Source organism: Leptospira saintgironsiae (genome assembly GCF_002811765.1).
In the GTDB taxonomy this organism is placed as follows: domain Bacteria; phylum Spirochaetota; class Leptospiria; order Leptospirales; family Leptospiraceae; genus Leptospira_B; species Leptospira_B saintgironsiae.
The window spans coordinates 378,551-397,725 of sequence record NZ_NPDR01000003.1; the positions used below are offsets into that span (position 1 = coordinate 378,551).

The window sequence follows — 19,175 nt, forward strand, 5'->3', positions numbered from 1 at the left end:
GATACTCGCTTCCATGAGCACTCCAAAATACAAATTCCAAATCAAGGTCCCAGGAACTTCCGCTAATTTAGGTTCTGGTTTTGATCTATTGGGATTGGCATTCCAAATTTATAACGAGTTCAGTTTTGAATTCGGAAAAACTCCAGAGTTCACAAGAAAGATCAAAGGATCTTCTGCTCCTGTATTTACAGATGAAGAGGATTTAGTTTTACAATCTTATAAAACGTATTTTTCTGTATTTGTATCTTCACAAACCAAGTCATCCTCTTCTCCAATTCCTTATTCTGTGACTATGGAGCTTGGACTTCCTTTAAAAGGCGGTTTAGGTTCCAGTGCGAGTGCAGTTGTTGCGGGTTTTTCCGCTGCAAGGTTTGCACAAGAGAAATATTTCCCTGAAACAAAACTTCCGAGTGAGTCTGAGTTCTTATACCAACTCGCTTTATTAGAAGGTCACCCTGATAATACAACTCCTGCCTATTTAGGTGGATTTGTTTTCTCTTATTTTGCAGAAGAGAAACTTTATTATTTTAAGAGAAAGTTCCCTAAGAATGTACATTGTTTCTTTCTCATTCCTGAATTGGAGATCTCAACCAATCATTCCAGAAAATGCCTTCCGGATACTTATCCTGTTTCTGATATTATTTTTAATTTGAGTAGAATGTCTACTTGGTGGGAATTTTTAGAATCAGGAGAACCAGGACTTCTCAAGAGAGCATTAGAAGATAAGATCCATACTCCTTATAGAATGAATTCAGAATTTCCTCTTTTACCTCTTGTACAAGAAATTGAAAAGTCTGCGATAGGTATTTCTCTTTCAGGAAGTGGTCCTGCGGTCCTTGTTTATACTAGAAGGAAAGATTCCAAAAGATTGGAGAAAAAATTCTCTGAACTTACAAAACAATTTTCTGAAAAATCAGGAATAACCTGTAGGTTAGTGCGTCTTTCTCCTGACATGAATGGAGCTAGACTTTCTTTTAAGAAGATATCTTAATCTTCTTCCGAAGACTTTTCCTTTCCGAAAGAATAGAGTCCTTTTTTGTCTCTGTATCTGGTAGAAAGTCCAGGATGGATTTTTGCGACGGAGAATACGAATCTCATTCTTTCTTTTCCAAGCTTATTCACAAAAAAGTTAGAAGTAATCCCTATCTCGAAGTATTGGGTCATACGATCCTTGATGATCTTATCAGATATTCTAAAGGATGCGGTTTGTCCTATGATCTCGTGGCTTTCCAATTTTTCCTGGGATTCCATTTTGGCAAAATGCTGCATACGAGGCGGTTTCATAATCGCAGGGCCAGAACGGTTAATTAGAATATCATAATCTTCCGTATCTTTTCCTTTTTTTAATACGAATACTAGATGATCGTCTTGGATGGATTTGCAAAGGGTAGCAATGTCTCCATAGACTTGGCCTACTGAAAATTTATAAATTCGTGTGCTTTCCGGAACTACTATCTCGTAGGTATCTCCTTCGTCAGGAGGGTCCATTTGGCCTGGACGTGTTTTAGCTGCGTACGGGCGAAGTACTTCCCAATAAAAAAAGAATCCCATTCCTGAAACTGCAATGAGTGACAGGACGCCTAAGGCTATATCAAGCTTGGGTGAAAATACAAGACCTAACTCAAAAGACAAGTGTTAGCCTTTTAAATCTATCTTACCGCGACCGGTTTTCGTTTCTGAAACGGAGCTAAATCTGGAACTAACGATCATAGATAATAGATCTTTCATTTGTTCCGGACTGATTACTTGGCTCATTCTTTCTTCTGCGCTTACTGGACTAGGTTTCATTACCAATTCATCTGCTTTGGGTTCGTTTTTCAGTTTGATTCCTTTCCAATCGGCAGGATGGATTTCCAGCACATCTCCGATCGGTTCTTGCTCGGGTTTTGTTTCTTTCTGTACCGGGGACCAAGTCACCGGATACTGTCCCGAATGTATCCCATTTACGTTCATAAACCTAAACCTCCGTTTTCAGGTCTCTATTAATTCCTATCGGAAATACGTTCCCTTGCTTAATTTTTTTTCGAAATAATTCTTATATAAGCCTGAATTTGGAGGTTTTTTTTCCAATGGATTTAGGCGGATCTCTGCCTTTTTCACCCCCCGAATTATTCGTTTGCCTCCCATACTCAGCTTTCTAAATTGGCTGGTAGGGGAGCTTTTCCCCCTTTGGTAAGGATATTATGTCTGAAGAAACTTCTTCCACTCTCTTAGATCGTGTTTTCGGTCCGAAATTCAAGGAGGCACTTCCTTGGATCTTTTTAGGTTATTTTTTAATATCTATCGCAATTATCGTAAAACTTTCGATACCAGAACATTATATGAGAGTTGGGACTTTTGGGTTCTATACAATCTCTGATATCAAAAAGGATAATCCTTCTGCGTATCGCAAGTATCTGCAAGAAAACAACCAGCAGATGTATAGAATGTTCTCCCAACTTGCTTCTCAAGAAATCCTAAAAAAAGAAGCGGCTGCTAAAGGAATTCCTGTAGAAGAGCTTACTAAATTCGGAAGAAATTACGAGCCTGTTCAAGACGAAGTAATCGCAGCTTATAATCAGTTCAAAGAAGAACCTGGCTTAAAGGGAAAACCTTTCGCTGCAGTCCAAGGCGAGATCGTAAAATATTTAAAAGCAGTCCAAGCAGATCGAGAAAGACAAGCATTCTTTGGAAGAATGAGAGAAGAATATAATACCGAGATCATCGGGCCAGAACTTCCTCCTCCAACTAGAGTTGCTATCGAAGCTAGCGAGAATCCAACTCTTGGGCCTGCCGACGCAAAAGTTACTATCGTAGAATTTTCAGATTTCGAATGTCCTTATTGCGCTATGAGCCAAACTACAACTAAGGCTCTTAGAGAACAATATAAGGATAAGATCAAATGGGTCTTCAGGGATTTTCCTATGGACTTCCATAGAAACGCAATGTTTGCTCACGTTGCTGCAAACTGCGCAATTCCTCAGGGAAAATACTGGCAGTATAATAGCCTTCTTTTCGAGAACGGAAGAAAATTAGAAAAAGGGAATGTAATCAAACTAGCTCAGCAAGCTGGTCTGGATATGGGTGCATTCAATCGTTGTATCGCTGACGAAGATAAGATCAAAGGCGAGATCGAAGCAGATATGCAAGCAGGACAAGGTTACGGTGTAAACGGAACACCTGCATTCTTCATTAACGGTATTCTAGTGGAAGGCAATATGCCGATCCAAAATTTCACGAAAATCATCGACGAAGAGCTGAAAAATAACTAAGCTCTAAGTATATAAAAAGTTAGGAGTTTCAAATGGCAAAAACAGTTAAGGTAGCAGTTACGGGTGCCGCTGGGCAGATCGGATATTCTTTATTATTTAGGATCGCATCTGGTCAAATGTTCGGAGCGGACACTCCTGTAGAGATCCAAATGTTGGAACTGGAGGCGGCCCTTCCTGCTGCTAAAGGTGTAATCATGGAATTGGAAGACTGCGCCTTTCCTCTTTTGCAAAAAGTAAGTGTTTCCGCGGATTTAGATGTCGCTTTTAAAGACATCAACTGGGCGCTACTTGTCGGTTCCGTGCCAAGAAAAGCAGGAATGGAAAGAAGTGACCTTCTCAAAATAAACGGTGGGATTTTTGTAAACCAAGGTAAAGCGATCGAGAAGAACGCTTCTTCTGACGTAAGAGTTTTAGTCGTCGGAAACCCTTGTAATACGAATTGTCTTATCGCAATGAACAATGCGAAGGGAGTTCCTACAGATCGTTGGTTTGCAATGACTAAGCTGGATGAGAACCGTGCGAAATCCCAACTTGCGATCAAGTCTGGAAATTTAGTGAAAGACGTAACTAATGTTGCGATTTGGGGAAACCACTCTTCTACTCAATACCCTGACTTCTATAATGCTAAGATAGGTGGAAAAGTGGCAACAGACGTGATCAAGGATCATGACTGGTTAAAAGGCGATTTCATTAAGAATGTTCAACAACGTGGAGCTGAGATCATTAAAGCAAGAGGAGCTTCTTCTGCTGCATCTGCTGCTAACGGAGTTGTGGATACTGTTCGCCAGATCATCACTCCAACTCCTGCAGGAGATTGGTTCAGTGTTGCTGTTACTTCTGATGGTTCTTACGGCGCGGATAAGGGACTAATTTTCGGATACCCTGTGAAGTCTGACGGAACTAAAGTTGAGATCATTAAAGGATTGGAATTGAATGACTTCGCAAAAGAGAAATTCAATATCACTCATGATGAGCTTAAGTCAGAAAGAGACGAAGTAAAAGGGATGTTATAATCCCTCCGGAAATCCTGTGCAGGAAACTCCATCCACGAAACTTCCTTTCTTTTCGGAGCTTCCTGCCTTCTTTTCCAGGTTAGAATCTCAAAAGAGGATCCGAGTCTTGGATCCTCCTTCTGGTCTGGACCTCTGCTCCAATGATTATTTGGGGCTTTCTAATCATCCTGAAATCATCCAAGCTTTAAAAGAAGGAATCGATATTTACGGTGCAGGTTCTACTGCTAGCCGTTTAGTTCGAGGCCATAGAAGAGTATTCGAAGAATTAGAAAATGATTTTTCGAACTGGGTTCAATCTGAAGATTCACTCTTCTTCGCAAATGGATATTCTGCAAATCTTGGTACAATTTCTTGTGTAGCAGATCCTTCTTATACAATCTTTTGTGATCGTAAAAATCATGCTTCTTTAATGGACGGGGTTCGACTTTCAGGAGCTAAAAAGGTATATTATAAACATTCCGATCTAAACGACCTAGAAGGTTTATTAAAAAAACATTCTGGCACCAAACATAAGATGATCGTCACCGAGTCTGTCTTCAGTATGGACGGAGACAAAACTGATATACCTGCATTAATAGATCTGAAAGAAAAATACGGAGCACTTCTGTATATAGATGAGGCTCATGCAATCGGGCTTTTCGGGAAAGAAGGGGCCGGAGTTTCCTTAGAAGAAAATATCTCCAGACATTCTGAAATAGATTTTAGAATGTCTACCTTAGGAAAAGCATTAGGTTTAGAGGGTGCTATCATCTCTACTACCAAAGACGCCAGAAAATATTTACTTCATTCTGCCCGGACATTTGTGTTCTCTACTGGTCCACTTCCTGCGATTGCTCATGCAGGCAAAGTTGCAATTCGTATTGCAAGACAGATGGATCATGAAAGAAGACTATTGGAAGAAAATTCAGAATTTTTCCGAGATTCACTTCATCAGATAGGAAGAGATACAGGAAATTCTAATACTCAAATCATTCCGATTCTTTTAGGTTCCGAAGAAGAAGCATTAGAACTTTCCTCTAGTTTAGAACAAAACGGATTCCAAGCTAAGGCGATCCGTCCTCCAACTGTTGATATTTCCAGGATCAGAGTTTCTCTAAATTCCAAGATCAAAAGAGAAGAGTTAGAAAAATTCGTACAGTTGGTTCGGGAGAATTAAGTTTGTCCATTTTTGTAACCGGAACCGGGACCGATATTGGTAAAACTTTTTTCTGCTCTCTTGTGATGGCTAAGTATGCGGAAGAGCTTGGACTAAAATATTTAAAACCGATCCAAACAGGAACAGATTCTGACAGAGTGAAAATCATGAATCTTACCGGTTTAAATGAGTCTTACTTTCTAAAAAATTATTATACATTCGAACTTCCTGCTTCTCCTCATTTAGCTTCTGAAATGGAAAATACATCCGTAGACACAGATGAATTATCGAGACATCTATTTAGTGTTAAGGATGCCAAGATATTGGTAGAAGGAGCCGGAGGTGTTTATGTTCCTCTCAATCGTTATTATTTTACAGCTGATCTAGTGGAACAGGCAAAAATTCCATTGGTACTCGTTGCTTCTACTGAACTTGGAACAATCAATCATACATTATTATCTATTGATGCTCTTCGAAAAAGAGAGATCAAGGTTTTAGGAGTTTATTTTATAGGTCCTGAAAATCCACTTCGCTCAGACAATATTAGGACCATTATAGAAGCGGCTGAAATCGGACTTTTGGGAACATTTCTTCTTCCTAATAGAAAATTATCTAGAAAAGAATTCTTAGATAAGGTTGCAAATGAATTCGATCCGGATAGGATCCTCCCGGACTTACTTTTCCCTTGATCTGGCATCCATACACAATCCAACTAGATTCTGATCCTCCTTTAAAGATAGTTTCTGCGAAGGGAGAATTTCTATATGATGAAAATGGAAAAGAATATATAGATGCGATCTCTTCTTGGTGGGTGAGCATCCACGGTCATAATCATCCCAAACTTGTGGAAGCCGTTAAAAAACAGTTAGATTCCTTAGATCATGTACTTCTCGCAGGTTTTACACATCCTCCTGCATTGGAACTCGCACATGAACTTTTAGAATTCACCGACTGGAATTTTCGTAAAGTTGTCTATTCAGATAACGGTTCGACTGCACTCGAGATCATGCTGAAGATTGCTCTTCAGTATTTTAGGAACCAAGGTAGAGAAAAGAAAAAGGTATTTATCAACTTCTCCTATTCATATCATGGGGACACAATCGGTGCAATGAGCGTAGGAGGGGATTCTGTATTTAACAGGGTATTCCAAAGCCTTTTATTCCAGACCAAAAATTTCCCTTCTCCTGCCTGCCATGATTGCCCTGTGTCCAAGTCCCCACATTCCTGTGCAGAAGATTGTTTGGATGAATTAGAAGCATATTTATCTGCTCACTCCGAAGAAGTAGTGGGAGTCGTAATGGAACCTTTGATCGCAGGTGCTGGTGGAATGTTATTCCATAAACCAAGCGTTCTTACAAGGTTAAGAGAGATCACCGAACGTCATGATGTACTTCTTCTTTTGGACGAGGTATTTACAGGTTTTGGAAGAACTGGTGCAAATTTTGCCTACCAAAAGGCAGGTATTCGCCCAGATATGGTGGCTCTTGCAAAAGGGCTGACTGCAGGAATTTTACCATTGGCAGTAACCTTAGTCAGGGAAGAAATTTACAAAGAGTTTTTATCCTCTGAACCATTGAAAGCATTCTACCATGGTCATACTATGACTGGATATCCTCCTGGTTGTGCTTCTGCACTTGCATCATTACGAATTTATAAAGAAGAAAATAGACTCGCAGACGTTAAACAATTGGAGTCTTATTTGGAAGAAGGTTGGTCCAAGCTAAGGGCTGAATTTCCGGATAAGATCAAGAATACAAGAGTGCTTGGTTCAGTCGGCGTAGGAGAACTTTTCACAGGAAAGGCCCAGCCCGGTTATGTAAATCCATTCGCGAGAGAATTTCGCAGGATCTGCCAAGAGAAGGGAGTTATACTCCGACCACTTGGGAATGTGATTTATATCACTCCTCCATATAATATTTCCAAATCTTCTTTGGATAAGGTATTCCAAGCAATCCTAGAAGGTCTTACTGCTTACAAAATCCAAGATTGATGAACACCCGTTTTTAAGCCTAATTATAGATTGCCAAGGAAAACGCTGCTTCGGAAACTAATCGCAGAATGAAACTTAGTCTAGAAAATCCTCCAGTCACCGAAGAAAAAGTATTCTCAGAGGTGCCAAGCATTATTGATCGGGAGGAAGCACATGCAATTCTAAGCGGCCAGATCCCTTTGACAGAGGCTTTGGATAAGGCGTATAAGGTCCGCGAAAAATACTTCGGTAAAACAGTTCGTATTCATGTTCTAGACAATATTAAGAACGGGCATTGCCCAGAAGACTGCGGGTACTGCGCGCAAAGAAAGAATGCAGGTTCCGGAGTCCAAGAATACTCAATGAAATCTCCTGAGGAGATCTTCCAAGATGCAGTCCAAGCAAAAGAAAATGGCGCTTACCGTTTCTGTATGGTTACTGCAGGAACTGGGCCTAATTCCTTAGCTACTGAAAAGTTAGCGTTCACCATCGAAAAGATCAGCAAAGAACTTGGACTTAAAGTATGCTTGTCCGCTGGTCTACTCGACAGAGAAAAAGCAGAACGCTTAAAAGCAGCCGGTCTAGACAGATACAATCATAACCTGAATACTTCTAAGGCACACTATCCAGAAATCTGTGACACACATACCTACGAACAAAGAGTAGAGACAATTACCCATTTGATGAAAGCAGGAGTAGGAATGTGTTCCGGCGTTATCGTTGGAATGGGAGAGTCACTCTGGGATCTAACGGATGTTATATACGAGATCAAAAATCTAAAAGTAATCTCTATCCCTGTGAACTTCTTCATCCCAGTTGCAGGACACGCAATTAAAAATCCTCAAAGTTTGACCCCTGAATTCTGTCTCAGAACTCTAATTGCGTTTCGTTTGGTGAATCCTGACTCAGAAGTCCGAATTGCTGCAGGTAGAGAAGGGCATTTGAGAGGATTACAAGGAATGGCTTTATATGCTGCGAATTCCTTGTTTGCAAGCGGTTATCTGAACGTAAAAGGTTCTGATGCAGCAGACACAATCAGAATGATTTTAGACTCAGGATTCTATCCTGAATTTTCTTCCGGTATGGGAGAAGAAATAGATTGGGAATTAGCGCTTGGAAAAGACCATCCATATGCCCCGGAAAATTTCCCGGAACTTTACAAATATCGTAAATCCTTGAAATAGATTTTTTTGAATTGCGAATCAAAATCGTATAGCATTTTCAAACCGACTATGGGAAGATTCCCAGGCTCGGTGGTTTTCCAAGATTAATTTCGGAATAGATTGAAACTCTGGTAGGGGTGAAAATCCTGGATATAACGGAGATTGTCGGATGAAATATAAAATAGAGATCAATAAACTAAAAAACGGCTATATTGAAGCCAAATTGATCGATACAGTTTCCAACAACCCAATTGAATTTCGTATTTGTGATACAGAAGAATATCTGCAGGCTCAGATAGCTGACTGGCATAAACGATTTCATATGAAAGATTCCGAGAACTGAGAGAGTTTTAGAGGGACTTGCCAAATGAAAGTATTAGGGATTTGTGTTTTTCTTTTTTCCCTAATCTCCTGTTCTGTTTTCCAACGTAGGACTATATACGATTATTATAATCCAGATTTCAAATGTGTGGACAAGGTCGGGATCAGAGATTCCGACGAATGGGAAAAATACCAGAAATTATATCTGGAAGCAGTTTCACTCTATACTACTGAGAATGGAAAATTAAAAAAAGCGAATATAGTTTTCGTAGGAAATAGTCTGATTGCAGCTATTCCGCCGGATCTGATCCAGGCGGATTTTTCAGGTTCTGTGAATCGCGGGATCGCCGGGGATATGACGGAACTTCTTCTTGGGCGCTTGGACTCTACAGTCCTAAATCTAAAACCTTCTACCATTATCCTGGAAATTGGCGGAAATGATATCCGTGATGGGAAATGTTTGGATTATATAGAAGGTATCCATAGACTTCTGATCCAAAAGATCAAAACAAGCCTGCCGAATACTAAAATTCTAATTTTGGGGATTCCACCTGTTTTGAGCCGGAATGTGAATTCTGTATCTCCTATTGTAAATGCTTGGTTATTACGGATTGCTAACGAAAGCCAAAACGTTCAATTTTTGGATATTTGGCCTGAGTTCAGACAGAAAGGGATTCCTTTCATTAGGGAAGAATTGGCATTCTCTTATGACGGAAAAAAGGATCCGATCCATATCAATAGAGATGCCTATATTATCTGGCTTCGAAAAATTAAATCTCTCGTTCGTTAATCTCAGTGATCTTATTTTTTAGTCCTAAAAACGATTCTGATCCCCAAAGATTATCCGAAGCACTTTCTGCAAGATTTAAACAACCAGTCTTTATAGAAAGAAGGTCCGAGGTTTCCAAAGACTTCGTATGTGATGTTTGGAATATAGATTACGCACTTCCAAGAGAAGAATTGGTCTATCTTAGACAAGAATTGCAAAGATTCCGCAAAATTGATCTGATACAGATCTTTTCCTTTCTAAGTAATGAAGCATTATTCTGCTTCGATATGGATTCTACTTTAATCCGAGAAGAAGTTATAGACGAACTTGCAAGATATGCAGGTGTTTATGAAGAAGTTGCACGTGTAACAAAGGAAGCAATGGAAGGAAACCTAAACTTCCATGAGGCTCTACAAAAAAGATGCTCTTACTTGAAAGATCTACCTGTTTCCGTATTCGATGAATTATACTTTAAATTACATCCAAATCATGGTGTTCCCGAATTATTCCAAGGTTTAAAGAAGAAGAATGTAAAAACCGCAGTATTCAGCGGCGGATTCACAGACATATTAGAAAGATTTAAACAAGAATATTCTATCGACGAAGTCCGCGCAAATTATCTGGACAGAGCAGGGGATAAACTTTTGGGAACGGTCTCCGGAACTGTGGTTGATAAAAATATCAAAAGAGATTCTCTTTTGGAACTCCAATCTCGTTTTCAATTAGAAAAAGAAAATATTGTAGCAGTGGGTGATGGCGCAAACGACCAACTCATGTTAGAAGCTTCCGGGATCGGAATAGGTTTTCATGCGAAAGAAGGTCTTAAATCCAATATTTCCAATTGGATAGACTTTGCTTCTATGGATGTTCTTTTGTATTTGTTTGCGGAATAAGTTGTAGGAACTCCAACATTTCAGCCCTACAACGAAAACTTTTAACCTCGCGAACTAACTCTTTTTTTCCAATCATCCAATAGTTTTAAAGCCTCTATAGGAGTCATAGAATCGATCGGAAGATCAGTGATCTCTTTTTTAAAGTCCTGCCAGAATTGACTATCACCATTAGGCGCGCTCATATCTTGGAATAGAGAAGGTTCCCTGGTTTGGATCCGTATTTCCTTCTTCCTAGATTCCATATCTGTAAGAATTTCAGCAGCTCGTTTTACCACTGAATCAGGAACTCCTGCGAGTTGGGCCACATAGATACCGAATGATTTTTTAGCCTTACCAGGTTTTACTTTTCTAAGGAAAATTACCTTATCATCCTTCTCCACCGTTTCCATATGAAGGTTCCAAACACCAGGAAGTCTGGAAAGTTCAGTTAGTTCATGATAGTGAGTGGCAAAAACAGTTTTAGGACGAGGGTGCATTTCGGAAAGAGATTCCAAAATCGCCCAAGCTATACTCATCCCGTCATAGGTAGAAGTTCCTCTTCCTACTTCATCAAAAAGTAATAAAGATTGAGACGTGCAATTTTTGAGAATATTTGCAGTCTCTTTCATTTCCACGTAGAATGTGGACTCTCCAGCATTCAGATTATCTCCCGCTCCGATTCGAGTGAATAATTTATCTAAGATAGGAAGTTTTGCAGTTTCAGCGGCTACACTTCCACCGATCTGGAATAGGATCTGGTTGATAGCGATCTGCCTCATGAATGTGGACTTACCGGCCATATTCGGACCAGTTAAGATGGCGATTGAGTTTTCTTTTCCATCCAGGCCCACATCGTTCGGAGTGAATTTTGCGCCCACTGGAAGACTTGCTTCTACAACAGGGTGCCTGGAAGATTTCATTTCTAAATTGGAATCTTCGCTAAGTTCGGGGCGGATCCAGCCGAATTTTTCCTCAGCTTTTAGAAGAGAGATTTGAAAGTCCAAATCTCCGAATTCTTCAGAGACAATTAGAAGTTCGGAAGAATATTCTAAAACGGCCTGGACCATTTTTTCGAATTCTGTTTTTTCTACTTTTTGGATGATCTCATCTGCTTCTAAAATAGTTCTTTCTATTTCTTCTAGTCTTGCAGTGGTAAATCTTTCGGAAGTAACCAGAGTTTGTTTTTTAAGATATTCTTTAGGAGCCTGCTCTGCTTGTACTCTGGAAATCTCTATAAAATAACCAACGATCTTATTATATTTGATCTTGAGAGTAGAAAGACCTGTTTTCTTCTTCTCTTCCGTTTCTAATTCTAAGATCCAATCTGCACCTTTAGATCCAGCTTCTCTCGCTCTATCCAGGTTTTTATCAAAACCATCTTTTAGGAATTTACCATTTCCTAATATAACTGGAAGTTCTTCTGTATGTATCCTTCCTTCGATATAATCCTTAAGGGCATCCAATTTATCAGGTTTAGAAATAGGATAACCAAGAGGAGAAAGTAAACCAATTAGGGAGTCCAAGGTTTGGATAGAAGAAAGAATGGTTTTAAAATCTCTTGGATAGGCCTTATTTCCTCTAAATCTGCCCAGGATCCTTTCCAGATCTCCCAGATCTTTGAGTGCCTGGGTTAAATGAGCGAGTGGAATCTTTTTGATGATATCCTGTTTTTCCCATCTGGATTTTAGAATGGCGGGGTCCGTTTCCGGAAATAAGATCCTTTGTTTTAGAACTCTTTTTCCTTTTGCAGTGCTGCAAAAATTCAAAACTGAAAATAGGGTATGACCCTTATCTTCCTTTTCGTTTTCGATCAGTTCCAAGTTCAGGATGGTTTCTCTGTCCATCTCTAAATAAGAACCAGTTTGTAAGATACGAGGTTCTCTTAAGGTAAGAGTCCCGTCCCTGTAATTTTCTCTAATATAATATTCTAATGTTCTTGTTACCGTTTGGAATGGATCGTTAGAATTTTCTGATCCTACTTTAGTAGCGTCTAAAACAGTTAATTCTCTTTCTCCGAAGTTTTGCCAGGTTCTGATCCTTTCTAAATCTTGAGAGAATACACAAATCTCACTCGGTTTAAATTTTACAAATTCTGATTCTAATACTTGGGTCCTGGAAATTGGAACAGCAAAATGTAATACTTCTCCTGTAGAAACATCTGCCATTCCTACAAAGATCAATGCGGCTTTCGGGACTAGTACACACAGATAATTGTTTTGGAAGCCGGAAAGTAAATGTTCTTCGATTACAGTGCCGGGAGTGATAATTCTCACCACATCCCTGGTCATGAGTTTTGTGTTTCCATCTTCGGGTCTGGATTGTTCACAAACCGCTATCTTCTTTCCTGCAGAAAGCAATCTGGAAATATATCCGTCCTTGCTATGGAATGGGATCCCGCACATCGGAACTGAGTTTTGTCTTTTGGTTAACGCAATGTCTAAGATCGATGAGGCAATCTTTGCATCTTCCAGGAACATTTCATAAAAGTCTCCCATTCTAAAGAATAGAATAGAATCAGGGAACTTGGCCTTGATCTCCAGATACTGCCTCATCATAGGAGTATCCAGAGCTTCCGTTAGATCAGGAGAATTAGTTTCCGTTGTAAGAGAATTGTTTTGCATTTCTAATAAATTTCCGAATGAGTTCCTGATCTTTATTTCCTGGCGAGGATTCTACACCACTAGCCACATCCACTCCGTAAGCCTTAGTTTGGGAAAGTGCTTTTGCGACATTTTCAGGTGTAAGACCTCCCGCAAGTAGATAAGGTCTACGAACTTCTGAAACCTGGTCCCAAGGAAAACTTTCTCCAGTTCCTCCACCAGCACCTAATTTATAACTATCTAATATCAATAAATCGGAATTAAGGAAATGTAAGGAGTCATCGTTTACTTTTCCTCGAACACGATAGGAAATTATTCTGGAATTCTTGTTTTGGTAGAGTGGGGAAGTTTCCCCCGGAGCCAAAGAGTCATCGCTAACGTATTGGACATAGTCGTGGGTCAAATTTTTTAAAATTGATTCTATATATTCGGTTGAAGATTTATAAAAAAGGAATACGATTTTCGGACGTAAAAATGATGGAACTGATGTATATAAATAGGTAATTAGGATTTCAGCTTCCTTAGGGGAAACAAGTCTTGGACTGGAAGAAACAAAATTGATCCCGATTAGATCGGCTCCTTCTTCCACGCAGACTTTCAGATCGTCTACTTTTCGTATTCCGCAGATTTTTACTTTAGGGGTTTGGGACATGGGATTTTTTTTCCGGGACTTTCTTTCTGTTCCGTTTTACGGCTCGAAATATTTCCTCTCTTTTCTATACAAGACCAGGACTTCCCCAAGTCAAGTATGATCGATCATAGATTTTTTCTAGAAGATAAAAGAAGCCTCAGGCTTTTGATCCTGGGAAACAAAGAAGCCGCCGGAGATCCGAACGATCCGAATTTTATTCGGGAAAGGGTAGCTCAGGCTTCTGGAGTCGCGGGTGCCGAAGTATTCTTCATGAATCAGGAACATGGAATAACCATCCTGGAAGCGAACGGATCGCCCAGTGCAGATATTCCTACAGGGGATGCTCTATTTACCACTGAACCTAAAAAGATCCTAGTCGTAAAAACCGCAGATTGTATGCCTATATTTTTTTGGACAGGAAGGCCTGCTCTTGTAGGTGTGATCCATTCAGGCTGGAAAGGAACTCTTGCGGGAATTACAGAAAAGACATTAGCTCATGTGCAGAAAAGATACGGAGTAGATCCGGAACTAGTTCATTTTTATTTAGGGCCTTATGCTACCGGCAAACATTACGAAGTCGGAGAAGATGTTGCTTCTCTCTTTAGGAAAGAAGTTCCGAGTTCGCTAAAAACATTAGAAGAGCCTGGAAAGTTTCTGCTGGAACAAAAAACTTTTTTACTTCATAGGATTAAAAGTCTTGGGATCCAACCTTTTTTGGAAACTGCTGGGGTTTGCACCATGTCTCCCAATTCTAAATTTTTTAGTCATAGAAGGGGAGACACCGGTAGGAACTTAAATTGTATCTGGCTGGAATAAGATTCTAAGCCAAAATCTTAGGATCAAATCTTGATCGTTTTACGAACTGTAGCGTTTGCTTTTTCTAGAACCTTCTCTCTTTTGATCGGTTTTACTAGATAGTCCATGATACCGTCATCAGTTAGAGACTTGATAACTGCAGGAGTGTTTTCGTCAGTGATTACGATTACTCTGGGAAGAACTCCCATTTCTTTCATTTCGTGAAAGGCAGCAAAACCGTCTATCACAGGGAGGTGAAGGTCTAATGTAATCAGGTCCACCTTTCGGTTGTCCTTGTACATGTTCAGGAGCTCTTTGCCAGATTCCGCAAAACCAACCACTTCGTAACCTTCGGATTCCAGGATCTGAGCCAATTGTTTGGCTTGGAATTTAGAATTTTCCGCAATGATTACCTGATAAGGTCTTCCTGATGGAGCTACTCCGCCTTTCATCCAGTCACCGTCCCCGTTAATTCAAGAAATTTCCAGAAAGTTTCATACTTTCAGTATTTATATACGTAAAAATATGAAATTTCCAAGCATCGAATCAATTCCAGGCTTTATAAAACCTTCTCAATTTCTATTCCGATTTCTTCCGTTCCCAAAATTTCGGTGCCTTTCTCGGCGATATCTCTGGTACGTTTTCCTGCGGAAATCACTTTACGGACTGCAGTTTCTATCTTTTGTGCTTCTTCTTCCATAGAGAAAGAATAACGTAAAAGTAGAGCGGCACTCAAAATCTGGGCGATAGGATTTGCAATTCCTTTGCCTGCGATATCCGGAGCGGATCCCCCGGAAGGTTCGTATAAACCGAAACCAGATTCTGAAAGGGAAGCAGAAGGAAGCATCCCGATGGAACCTGTGATGATGGAAGCCTCGTCAGAAAGAATGTCCCCGAACATATTCTCGCAAAGGATCACGTCGAATTGTTTAGGATTTACGATCAGCTGCATCGCCGCATTGTCCACGTAAAGATGGGATAATTGGACGTCAGAAAATTCTCTTTTGTGTAGATCGATCACTACTTCTTTCCAAAAAACGGAAGTGGTTAATACGTTCGCCTTATCGATACTAGTAACTTTATTATTTCTTTTTCTCGCTGCTTCGAATGCAACTCTTGCTGCTCTTTCGATCTCTCTGCGAGAATATCTCATTGTATCGAACGCGAATTCTTCTGCTCCGCTTCCTTCTCTACCTTTTGGCTGACCGAAATAGATACCAGAGGTTAATTCCCTTAAAATCAGAATATCCAGACCTTCTCCAATAATTTCAGGTTTGATCGGAGAAGCGTTTCTAAGTTCAGGATAAATGATCGCTGGTCGTAAATTTGCGAATAGATCGAAATGTTTACGTAAAGGAAGAAGTGCTCCTCTTTCAGGTTGTTTTTCTGGAGGAAGAGATTCCCATTTAGGACCTCCAACAGATCCGAATAGGATGGCATCTGATTCTTCACAAAGTTTTAATGTTTCTTGTGGAAGAGGTCCTCCAGTTTTGTCGATTGCAATTCCTCCTACGAGCGCTTCCGTAAATTGGAAGTCAGAGGCTTTGGAGCCGAGCGCTTTTTTAAGAACGGAGAGGGCCACTTTCATGACCTCGGGGCCGATTCCGTCCCCTGCTAATACGGCTACTTTTTTCATAGAGCTGTTGTTTTCCTTTTTATTTCTGTTCGTCTAGGACGGATTCAAGAATATCCAATCCTTCATTCAAATATTGTGTCGAGATCGTAAGTGGAGGCATGATACGAATTACAGTGTCTCCTGTTGCATTTACGATCAGTCCTTTTTCTAAACAGAGTTCTGCGATTGGTCTAGATGGAACAGTTAATTCTACTCCAATATGAAGACCTTTTCCTCTGATCTCTTTTATGATCTTATTCTTTTGTTTCATTTGATTCAAACGACTGAATGCGATCTCCGAGCATGAGTTTACGTTTGAAAGAACGTCTCTTGTTTGCATGATCCGAATAGTTTCATAAGCAATTGCTGCACCCAAATGGTTTCCACCGTAAGTGGTTCCATGAGTTCCTTTTGCTAAAACGTTTTGGTATTTTTCAGCAACTACTAATGCTCCAATTGGAAATCCAGAACCAAGACCTTTTGCAAGAGCCATTACATCTGGAGAAAATCCGTAAGTTTCGAATGCAAACATGGTTCCTGTTCTTCCGAAACCGGTTTGAATCTCATCTAAGATAAGAAGTGCCTCGTTTTCTAAGGTTAACTCTCTCGCTAAGTTCATATATCCATGAGAGAGTGGAATGATGCCACTTTCTCCCAAGATTGGTTCTGCGATGAATGCTACCACTCTACCTGCAAATCTTTCGAAAGCTTCTACAAGTTCTTCTTCGTTGTTTGGAGAAACGAATTCGATTCCATCCAAAAGTTTTCCAAAGCCTGTATGAAGTTTTTTCTGCCCTGTTAAACTGATCCCAGAAACAGATCTTCCGTGAAAACTTTTCTGCAAAGAAATGATAATCGGATCATGGATCTGCTTTTGTTCAGCGTATGCTCTTGCAAGTTTGAATGCAGCTTCAATTGCTTCCGTTCCTGAATTGCATATAAACACTTTTCCAGGAAAAGTATTCAAGATGAGAAGTTCCGCTAAACGAGATGCTTCTTCCGAATAAAACCAATTGGAAGTATGCATTAGTTTGTCGATCTGGTTGCGAATCGCCTCTATAATATCTGGATCGCTATGACCCAGATTTGTAACCGCAACACCCGCTAAAAAGTCGATGTACTGTTTATTGTTTTGATCGAATAATAATTCGTTTACTCCGTAACGGAAAGCTACAGGGTAACGATTGAATAAGTCTAGAAGATACTTGTCTGTAAGTTCTTTTGTAGTCTGAAAATCTGATGCAGTTTCGTTCATGATAAACCCGCCAATTGTAAAAATAAGGACTCTGTTTCTTTCAATTCTTCTAATAAACTTTCAGTGAGTTTTGGGATCTCAGTTTTGGTCTTAGGAGAAGTCCTGCTTTTGAAAGAAGAATAAATTTTGATCTTAGGTTCAGTCCCCGAGGGACGGATGGTCAGCTTTGCCTGATCTTCTAACTCTAACTGGATCACGTCGGATGAAGGAAGACCCGAAAATGCAGATTTAGAAGCGCTTCCTTTTGCGATCTTGTTCTTAAAATCTAAAAATCCAGTGACCTTTCTTTTGCCTATGGATTTTCCGATCAGATCGTTATTTCTCAGAGACTGGAGTGAATCCTGGATTTTCTTTTTACCTGCAAGTCCTTCTAAGGTTAAAGACTTTAGACTTTCTTGGTACAATCCATATTTCAGATAAACATCGTCCATATAAGATAGAAGGTCTTTTTTTTCGGATAAAACTTCCATGAGTAGAAGTGCAGAAGATAAACTGTCTTTATCTCTCACGAAATCCACTGGTAGATAACCGTAGGATTCTTCTCCTCCGAAAAGGAAATACTGGGTTTTGCTTTTATCCAGTTTTCCCATCACTTCTGCGATAAACTTGAAACCCGTTAGAACATTCTTAAGAGCGATCTTGTTCTTCTTTGCTATCTCAGCTTGCAGGTCAGTGGTGACGACTGTTTTTACAAGAACCGGTTTTTTACCTTTTTTAGGTTTGGAACCGACCTTCTCCGCTAAGTAAGCAGCTAAAATAGAACCGATCTGGTTTCCATTTAGAAGAGCATATCCTCCCTTTGGATTTTTGACCCCAATTCCAAGTCTGTCCGCATCAGGGTCAGTCGCTATAAATGCATCAGCTCCAATCTTCTCGGAAAGTTTTCTGCTCATTTCTAAAGCTTCTGGCTCTTCTGGATTTGGAAATTTAACCGTAGGAAATTCTCCGTCCGGATCTTTTTGTTCCGGAACCAGAGTAACGTTTTTATATCCGAAGTCTTGTAGTAACTTCTTCATATATTTTCCGCCGGTTCCATGGAGTGGAGAATATACTAATTTGGTTTGGGATCTTTCTTTAGGAGTAACCTTAGAAGATACGATCCCGGATTTTTTAAGAGCTTTCAAATAAGAAGAGAAACAATCCTCTCCCGCTTTTTGGACTAACTTCTTGTATTTTGCATCTTTAGAAGAAAGAAATGGGATCTCATTCCAGTCTTGGACTTTATCGATCAACGAGATGATCTTTTTATCATCAGGAGGAGCGAGTTGTTCTCCTTTAGAAAGATAAGCTTTGAATCCATTGTATTCAGGTGGATTATGAGATGCTGTTAGGACCACACCGCCTGTTGCCTTATAATAACGGACTGCATAGGAGAGTAACGGTGTAGGAGCTACTTCTGAAAATAAGATTACCTTTATTCCAAAAGATGCAGCAACACCTGCTGTGACCTCTGCAAATTCTCTGGACCTTCTTCTGGAATCGTATGCGATTACTAAGATTGGTTTTTTGGATTTTTGGACCAGATATCTGGAAAAACCTAGGGCAGCTTTTCCTACGGTAAACTCATTCATTCTACCGATCCCGTTGCCGATCCTCCCTCTCATTCCTCCGGTTCCGAATTCTAATGGCACGGTAAATGCCTCGATCTCTAGACCGTTTGTTTCTCCCTTTTTGTATCTATCTAGGACGGCTTTCGCCTCTTGTTGCACCTGGGGGGAAAACGGGGATTTGGTCCAGGATTCTATGTGGGATTCATTACTCATATATTTCTCTAGTTCACCCTATA

Annotated in this window: 19 protein-coding genes; 11 read left to right on the plus strand and 8 right to left on the minus strand. The window is 40.0% G+C overall.

What is annotated here, in order from left to right; all coding sequences use genetic code 11:
- Positions 1-13 precede the first annotated feature (13 nt).
- Positions 14-991 carry a homoserine kinase gene (thrB, locus tag CH362_RS09360; RefSeq protein WP_100710250.1) on the plus strand — a complete coding sequence of 326 codons (978 nt, stop codon included), beginning with the start codon at positions 14-16 and terminating at the stop codon, positions 989-991.
- Here thrB and CH362_RS09365 read toward each other — a convergent pair.
- Positions 988-1,632, minus strand: a complete 645-nt coding sequence (locus tag CH362_RS09365) for a hypothetical protein (protein ID WP_100710082.1) — start codon at positions 1,630-1,632, stop codon at positions 988-990. The genes thrB and CH362_RS09365 overlap by 4 nt on opposite strands.
- Before the next feature lie 3 nt (positions 1,633-1,635).
- Entirely contained in the window at positions 1,636-1,953 is a 318-nt protein-coding gene (locus tag CH362_RS09370; protein WP_100710083.1) for a hypothetical protein, read from the minus strand.
- A 230-nt stretch (positions 1,954-2,183) separates the two neighbouring features.
- Between CH362_RS09370 and CH362_RS09375 the strand changes: the two genes are divergently transcribed.
- From CH362_RS09375 to serB, 9 genes are all read left to right on the plus strand, one after another.
- Positions 2,184-3,251: a DsbA family protein gene (locus CH362_RS09375; protein ID WP_100710084.1), complete on the plus strand. Its 1,068-nt coding sequence runs from the start codon at positions 2,184-2,186 to the stop codon at positions 3,249-3,251.
- Between the two features lie 32 nt (positions 3,252-3,283).
- Positions 3,284-4,264 carry a malate dehydrogenase gene (locus CH362_RS09380; RefSeq protein WP_100710085.1) on the plus strand — a complete coding sequence of 327 codons (981 nt, stop codon included), beginning with the start codon at positions 3,284-3,286 and terminating at the stop codon, positions 4,262-4,264.
- 97 nt (positions 4,265-4,361) lie between these two features.
- A complete protein-coding gene (locus tag CH362_RS09385) occupies positions 4,362-5,420 on the plus strand; it encodes an aminotransferase class I/II-fold pyridoxal phosphate-dependent enzyme (protein WP_425269041.1) in 1,059 nt (352 codons plus the stop codon).
- 2 nt (positions 5,421-5,422) lie between these two features.
- Positions 5,423-6,088 carry a dethiobiotin synthase gene (bioD, locus tag CH362_RS09390; RefSeq protein WP_100710087.1) on the plus strand — a complete coding sequence of 222 codons (666 nt, stop codon included), beginning with the start codon at positions 5,423-5,425 and terminating at the stop codon, positions 6,086-6,088.
- A complete protein-coding gene (gene bioA, locus CH362_RS09395; protein ID WP_100710088.1) occupies positions 6,085-7,389 on the plus strand; it encodes an adenosylmethionine--8-amino-7-oxononanoate transaminase in 1,305 nt (434 codons plus the stop codon). The genes bioD and bioA overlap by 4 nt, the downstream gene beginning before the upstream one ends.
- Positions 7,390-7,457: 68 nt before the next feature.
- On the plus strand, positions 7,458-8,552 hold the full coding sequence (gene bioB, locus CH362_RS09400; RefSeq protein ID WP_100710089.1) for a biotin synthase BioB: 1,095 nt from the start codon (positions 7,458-7,460) through the stop codon (positions 8,550-8,552).
- A gap of 148 nt (positions 8,553-8,700) precedes the next feature.
- Entirely contained in the window at positions 8,701-8,874 is a 174-nt protein-coding gene (locus CH362_RS19250) for a hypothetical protein (RefSeq protein ID WP_165780245.1), read from the plus strand.
- A 24-nt stretch (positions 8,875-8,898) separates the two neighbouring features.
- Complete coding sequence (locus tag CH362_RS09405) at positions 8,899-9,642, plus strand: GDSL-type esterase/lipase family protein (protein ID WP_100710090.1); 744 nt, start codon at positions 8,899-8,901, stop codon at positions 9,640-9,642.
- A gap of 92 nt (positions 9,643-9,734) precedes the next feature.
- Complete coding sequence (gene serB, locus CH362_RS09410; RefSeq protein WP_425269042.1) at positions 9,735-10,514, plus strand: phosphoserine phosphatase SerB; 780 nt, start codon at positions 9,735-9,737, stop codon at positions 10,512-10,514.
- A gap of 41 nt (positions 10,515-10,555) precedes the next feature.
- On the opposite strand, the gene mutS is transcribed toward serB, so the two are convergent.
- Positions 10,556-13,114 (minus strand): DNA mismatch repair protein MutS, encoded by a 2,559-nt coding sequence (mutS, locus tag CH362_RS09415; protein WP_100710092.1) that lies wholly within the window; start codon positions 13,112-13,114, stop codon positions 10,556-10,558.
- On the minus strand, positions 13,083-13,745 hold the full coding sequence (locus CH362_RS09420) for a phosphoribosylanthranilate isomerase (RefSeq protein ID WP_100710093.1): 663 nt from the start codon (positions 13,743-13,745) through the stop codon (positions 13,083-13,085). Before CH362_RS09420 ends, mutS begins: the two co-directional genes overlap by 32 nt.
- Positions 13,746-13,841: 96 nt before the next feature.
- Between CH362_RS09420 and CH362_RS09425 the strand changes: the two genes are divergently transcribed.
- Positions 13,842-14,540: a purine nucleoside phosphorylase YfiH/LACC1 family protein gene (locus CH362_RS09425; protein ID WP_100710251.1), complete on the plus strand. Its 699-nt coding sequence runs from the start codon at positions 13,842-13,844 to the stop codon at positions 14,538-14,540.
- 23 nt (positions 14,541-14,563) lie between these two features.
- Here the strand turns inward: CH362_RS09425 and CH362_RS09430 are convergent, their stop codons facing one another.
- The 4 genes from CH362_RS09430 to CH362_RS09445 all read right to left on the minus strand — a co-directional run bounded on the left by CH362_RS09430 (position 14,564) and on the right by CH362_RS09445 (position 19,152).
- Positions 14,564-14,971 (minus strand): response regulator, encoded by a 408-nt coding sequence (locus CH362_RS09430; RefSeq protein WP_100710094.1) that lies wholly within the window; start codon positions 14,969-14,971, stop codon positions 14,564-14,566.
- Positions 14,972-15,078: 107 nt separating this feature from the next.
- On the minus strand, positions 15,079-16,155 hold the full coding sequence (gene leuB / locus CH362_RS09435; protein WP_100710095.1) for a 3-isopropylmalate dehydrogenase: 1,077 nt from the start codon (positions 16,153-16,155) through the stop codon (positions 15,079-15,081).
- Positions 16,156-16,174: 19 nt separating this feature from the next.
- Positions 16,175-17,389, minus strand: a complete 1,215-nt coding sequence (locus tag CH362_RS09440; RefSeq protein ID WP_100710096.1) for an aspartate aminotransferase family protein — start codon at positions 17,387-17,389, stop codon at positions 16,175-16,177.
- Positions 17,386-19,152 (minus strand): phospho-sugar mutase, encoded by a 1,767-nt coding sequence (locus tag CH362_RS09445; protein ID WP_100710097.1) that lies wholly within the window; start codon positions 19,150-19,152, stop codon positions 17,386-17,388. Before CH362_RS09445 ends, CH362_RS09440 begins: the two co-directional genes overlap by 4 nt.
- Positions 19,153-19,175 lie beyond the last annotated feature (23 nt).

What these genes read in the sequence shown, in the direction of transcription:
- thrB (WP_100710250.1), top strand. Translation starts at nt 14, where the DNA reads ATGAGCACTCCAAAATACAAATTCCAAATCAAGGTCCCAGGAACTTCC.
- CH362_RS09370 (WP_100710083.1), bottom strand. Translation starts at nt 1,953, where the DNA reads ATGAACGTAAATGGGATACATTCGGGACAGTATCCGGTGACTTGGTCC.
- CH362_RS09375 (WP_100710084.1), top strand. Translation starts at nt 2,184, where the DNA reads ATGTCTGAAGAAACTTCTTCCACTCTCTTAGATCGTGTTTTCGGTCCG.
- CH362_RS09380 (WP_100710085.1), top strand. Translation starts at nt 3,284, where the DNA reads ATGGCAAAAACAGTTAAGGTAGCAGTTACGGGTGCCGCTGGGCAGATC.
- bioB (WP_100710089.1), top strand. Translation starts at nt 7,458, where the DNA reads ATGAAACTTAGTCTAGAAAATCCTCCAGTCACCGAAGAAAAAGTATTC.
- CH362_RS19250 (WP_165780245.1), top strand. Translation starts at nt 8,701, where the DNA reads ATGAAATATAAAATAGAGATCAATAAACTAAAAAACGGCTATATTGAA.
- CH362_RS09405 (WP_100710090.1), top strand. Translation starts at nt 8,899, where the DNA reads ATGAAAGTATTAGGGATTTGTGTTTTTCTTTTTTCCCTAATCTCCTGT.
- mutS (WP_100710092.1), bottom strand. Translation starts at nt 13,114, where the DNA reads ATGCAAAACAATTCTCTTACAACGGAAACTAATTCTCCTGATCTAACG.
- CH362_RS09420 (WP_100710093.1), bottom strand. Translation starts at nt 13,745, where the DNA reads ATGTCCCAAACCCCTAAAGTAAAAATCTGCGGAATACGAAAAGTAGAC.
- CH362_RS09425 (WP_100710251.1), top strand. Translation starts at nt 13,842, where the DNA reads ATGATCGATCATAGATTTTTTCTAGAAGATAAAAGAAGCCTCAGGCTT.
- CH362_RS09430 (WP_100710094.1), bottom strand. Translation starts at nt 14,971, where the DNA reads ATGAAAGGCGGAGTAGCTCCATCAGGAAGACCTTATCAGGTAATCATT.
- leuB (WP_100710095.1), bottom strand. Translation starts at nt 16,155, where the DNA reads ATGAAAAAAGTAGCCGTATTAGCAGGGGACGGAATCGGCCCCGAGGTC.
- CH362_RS09440 (WP_100710096.1), bottom strand. Translation starts at nt 17,389, where the DNA reads ATGAACGAAACTGCATCAGATTTTCAGACTACAAAAGAACTTACAGAC.
- CH362_RS09445 (WP_100710097.1), bottom strand. Translation starts at nt 19,152, where the DNA reads ATGAGTAATGAATCCCACATAGAATCCTGGACCAAATCCCCGTTTTCC.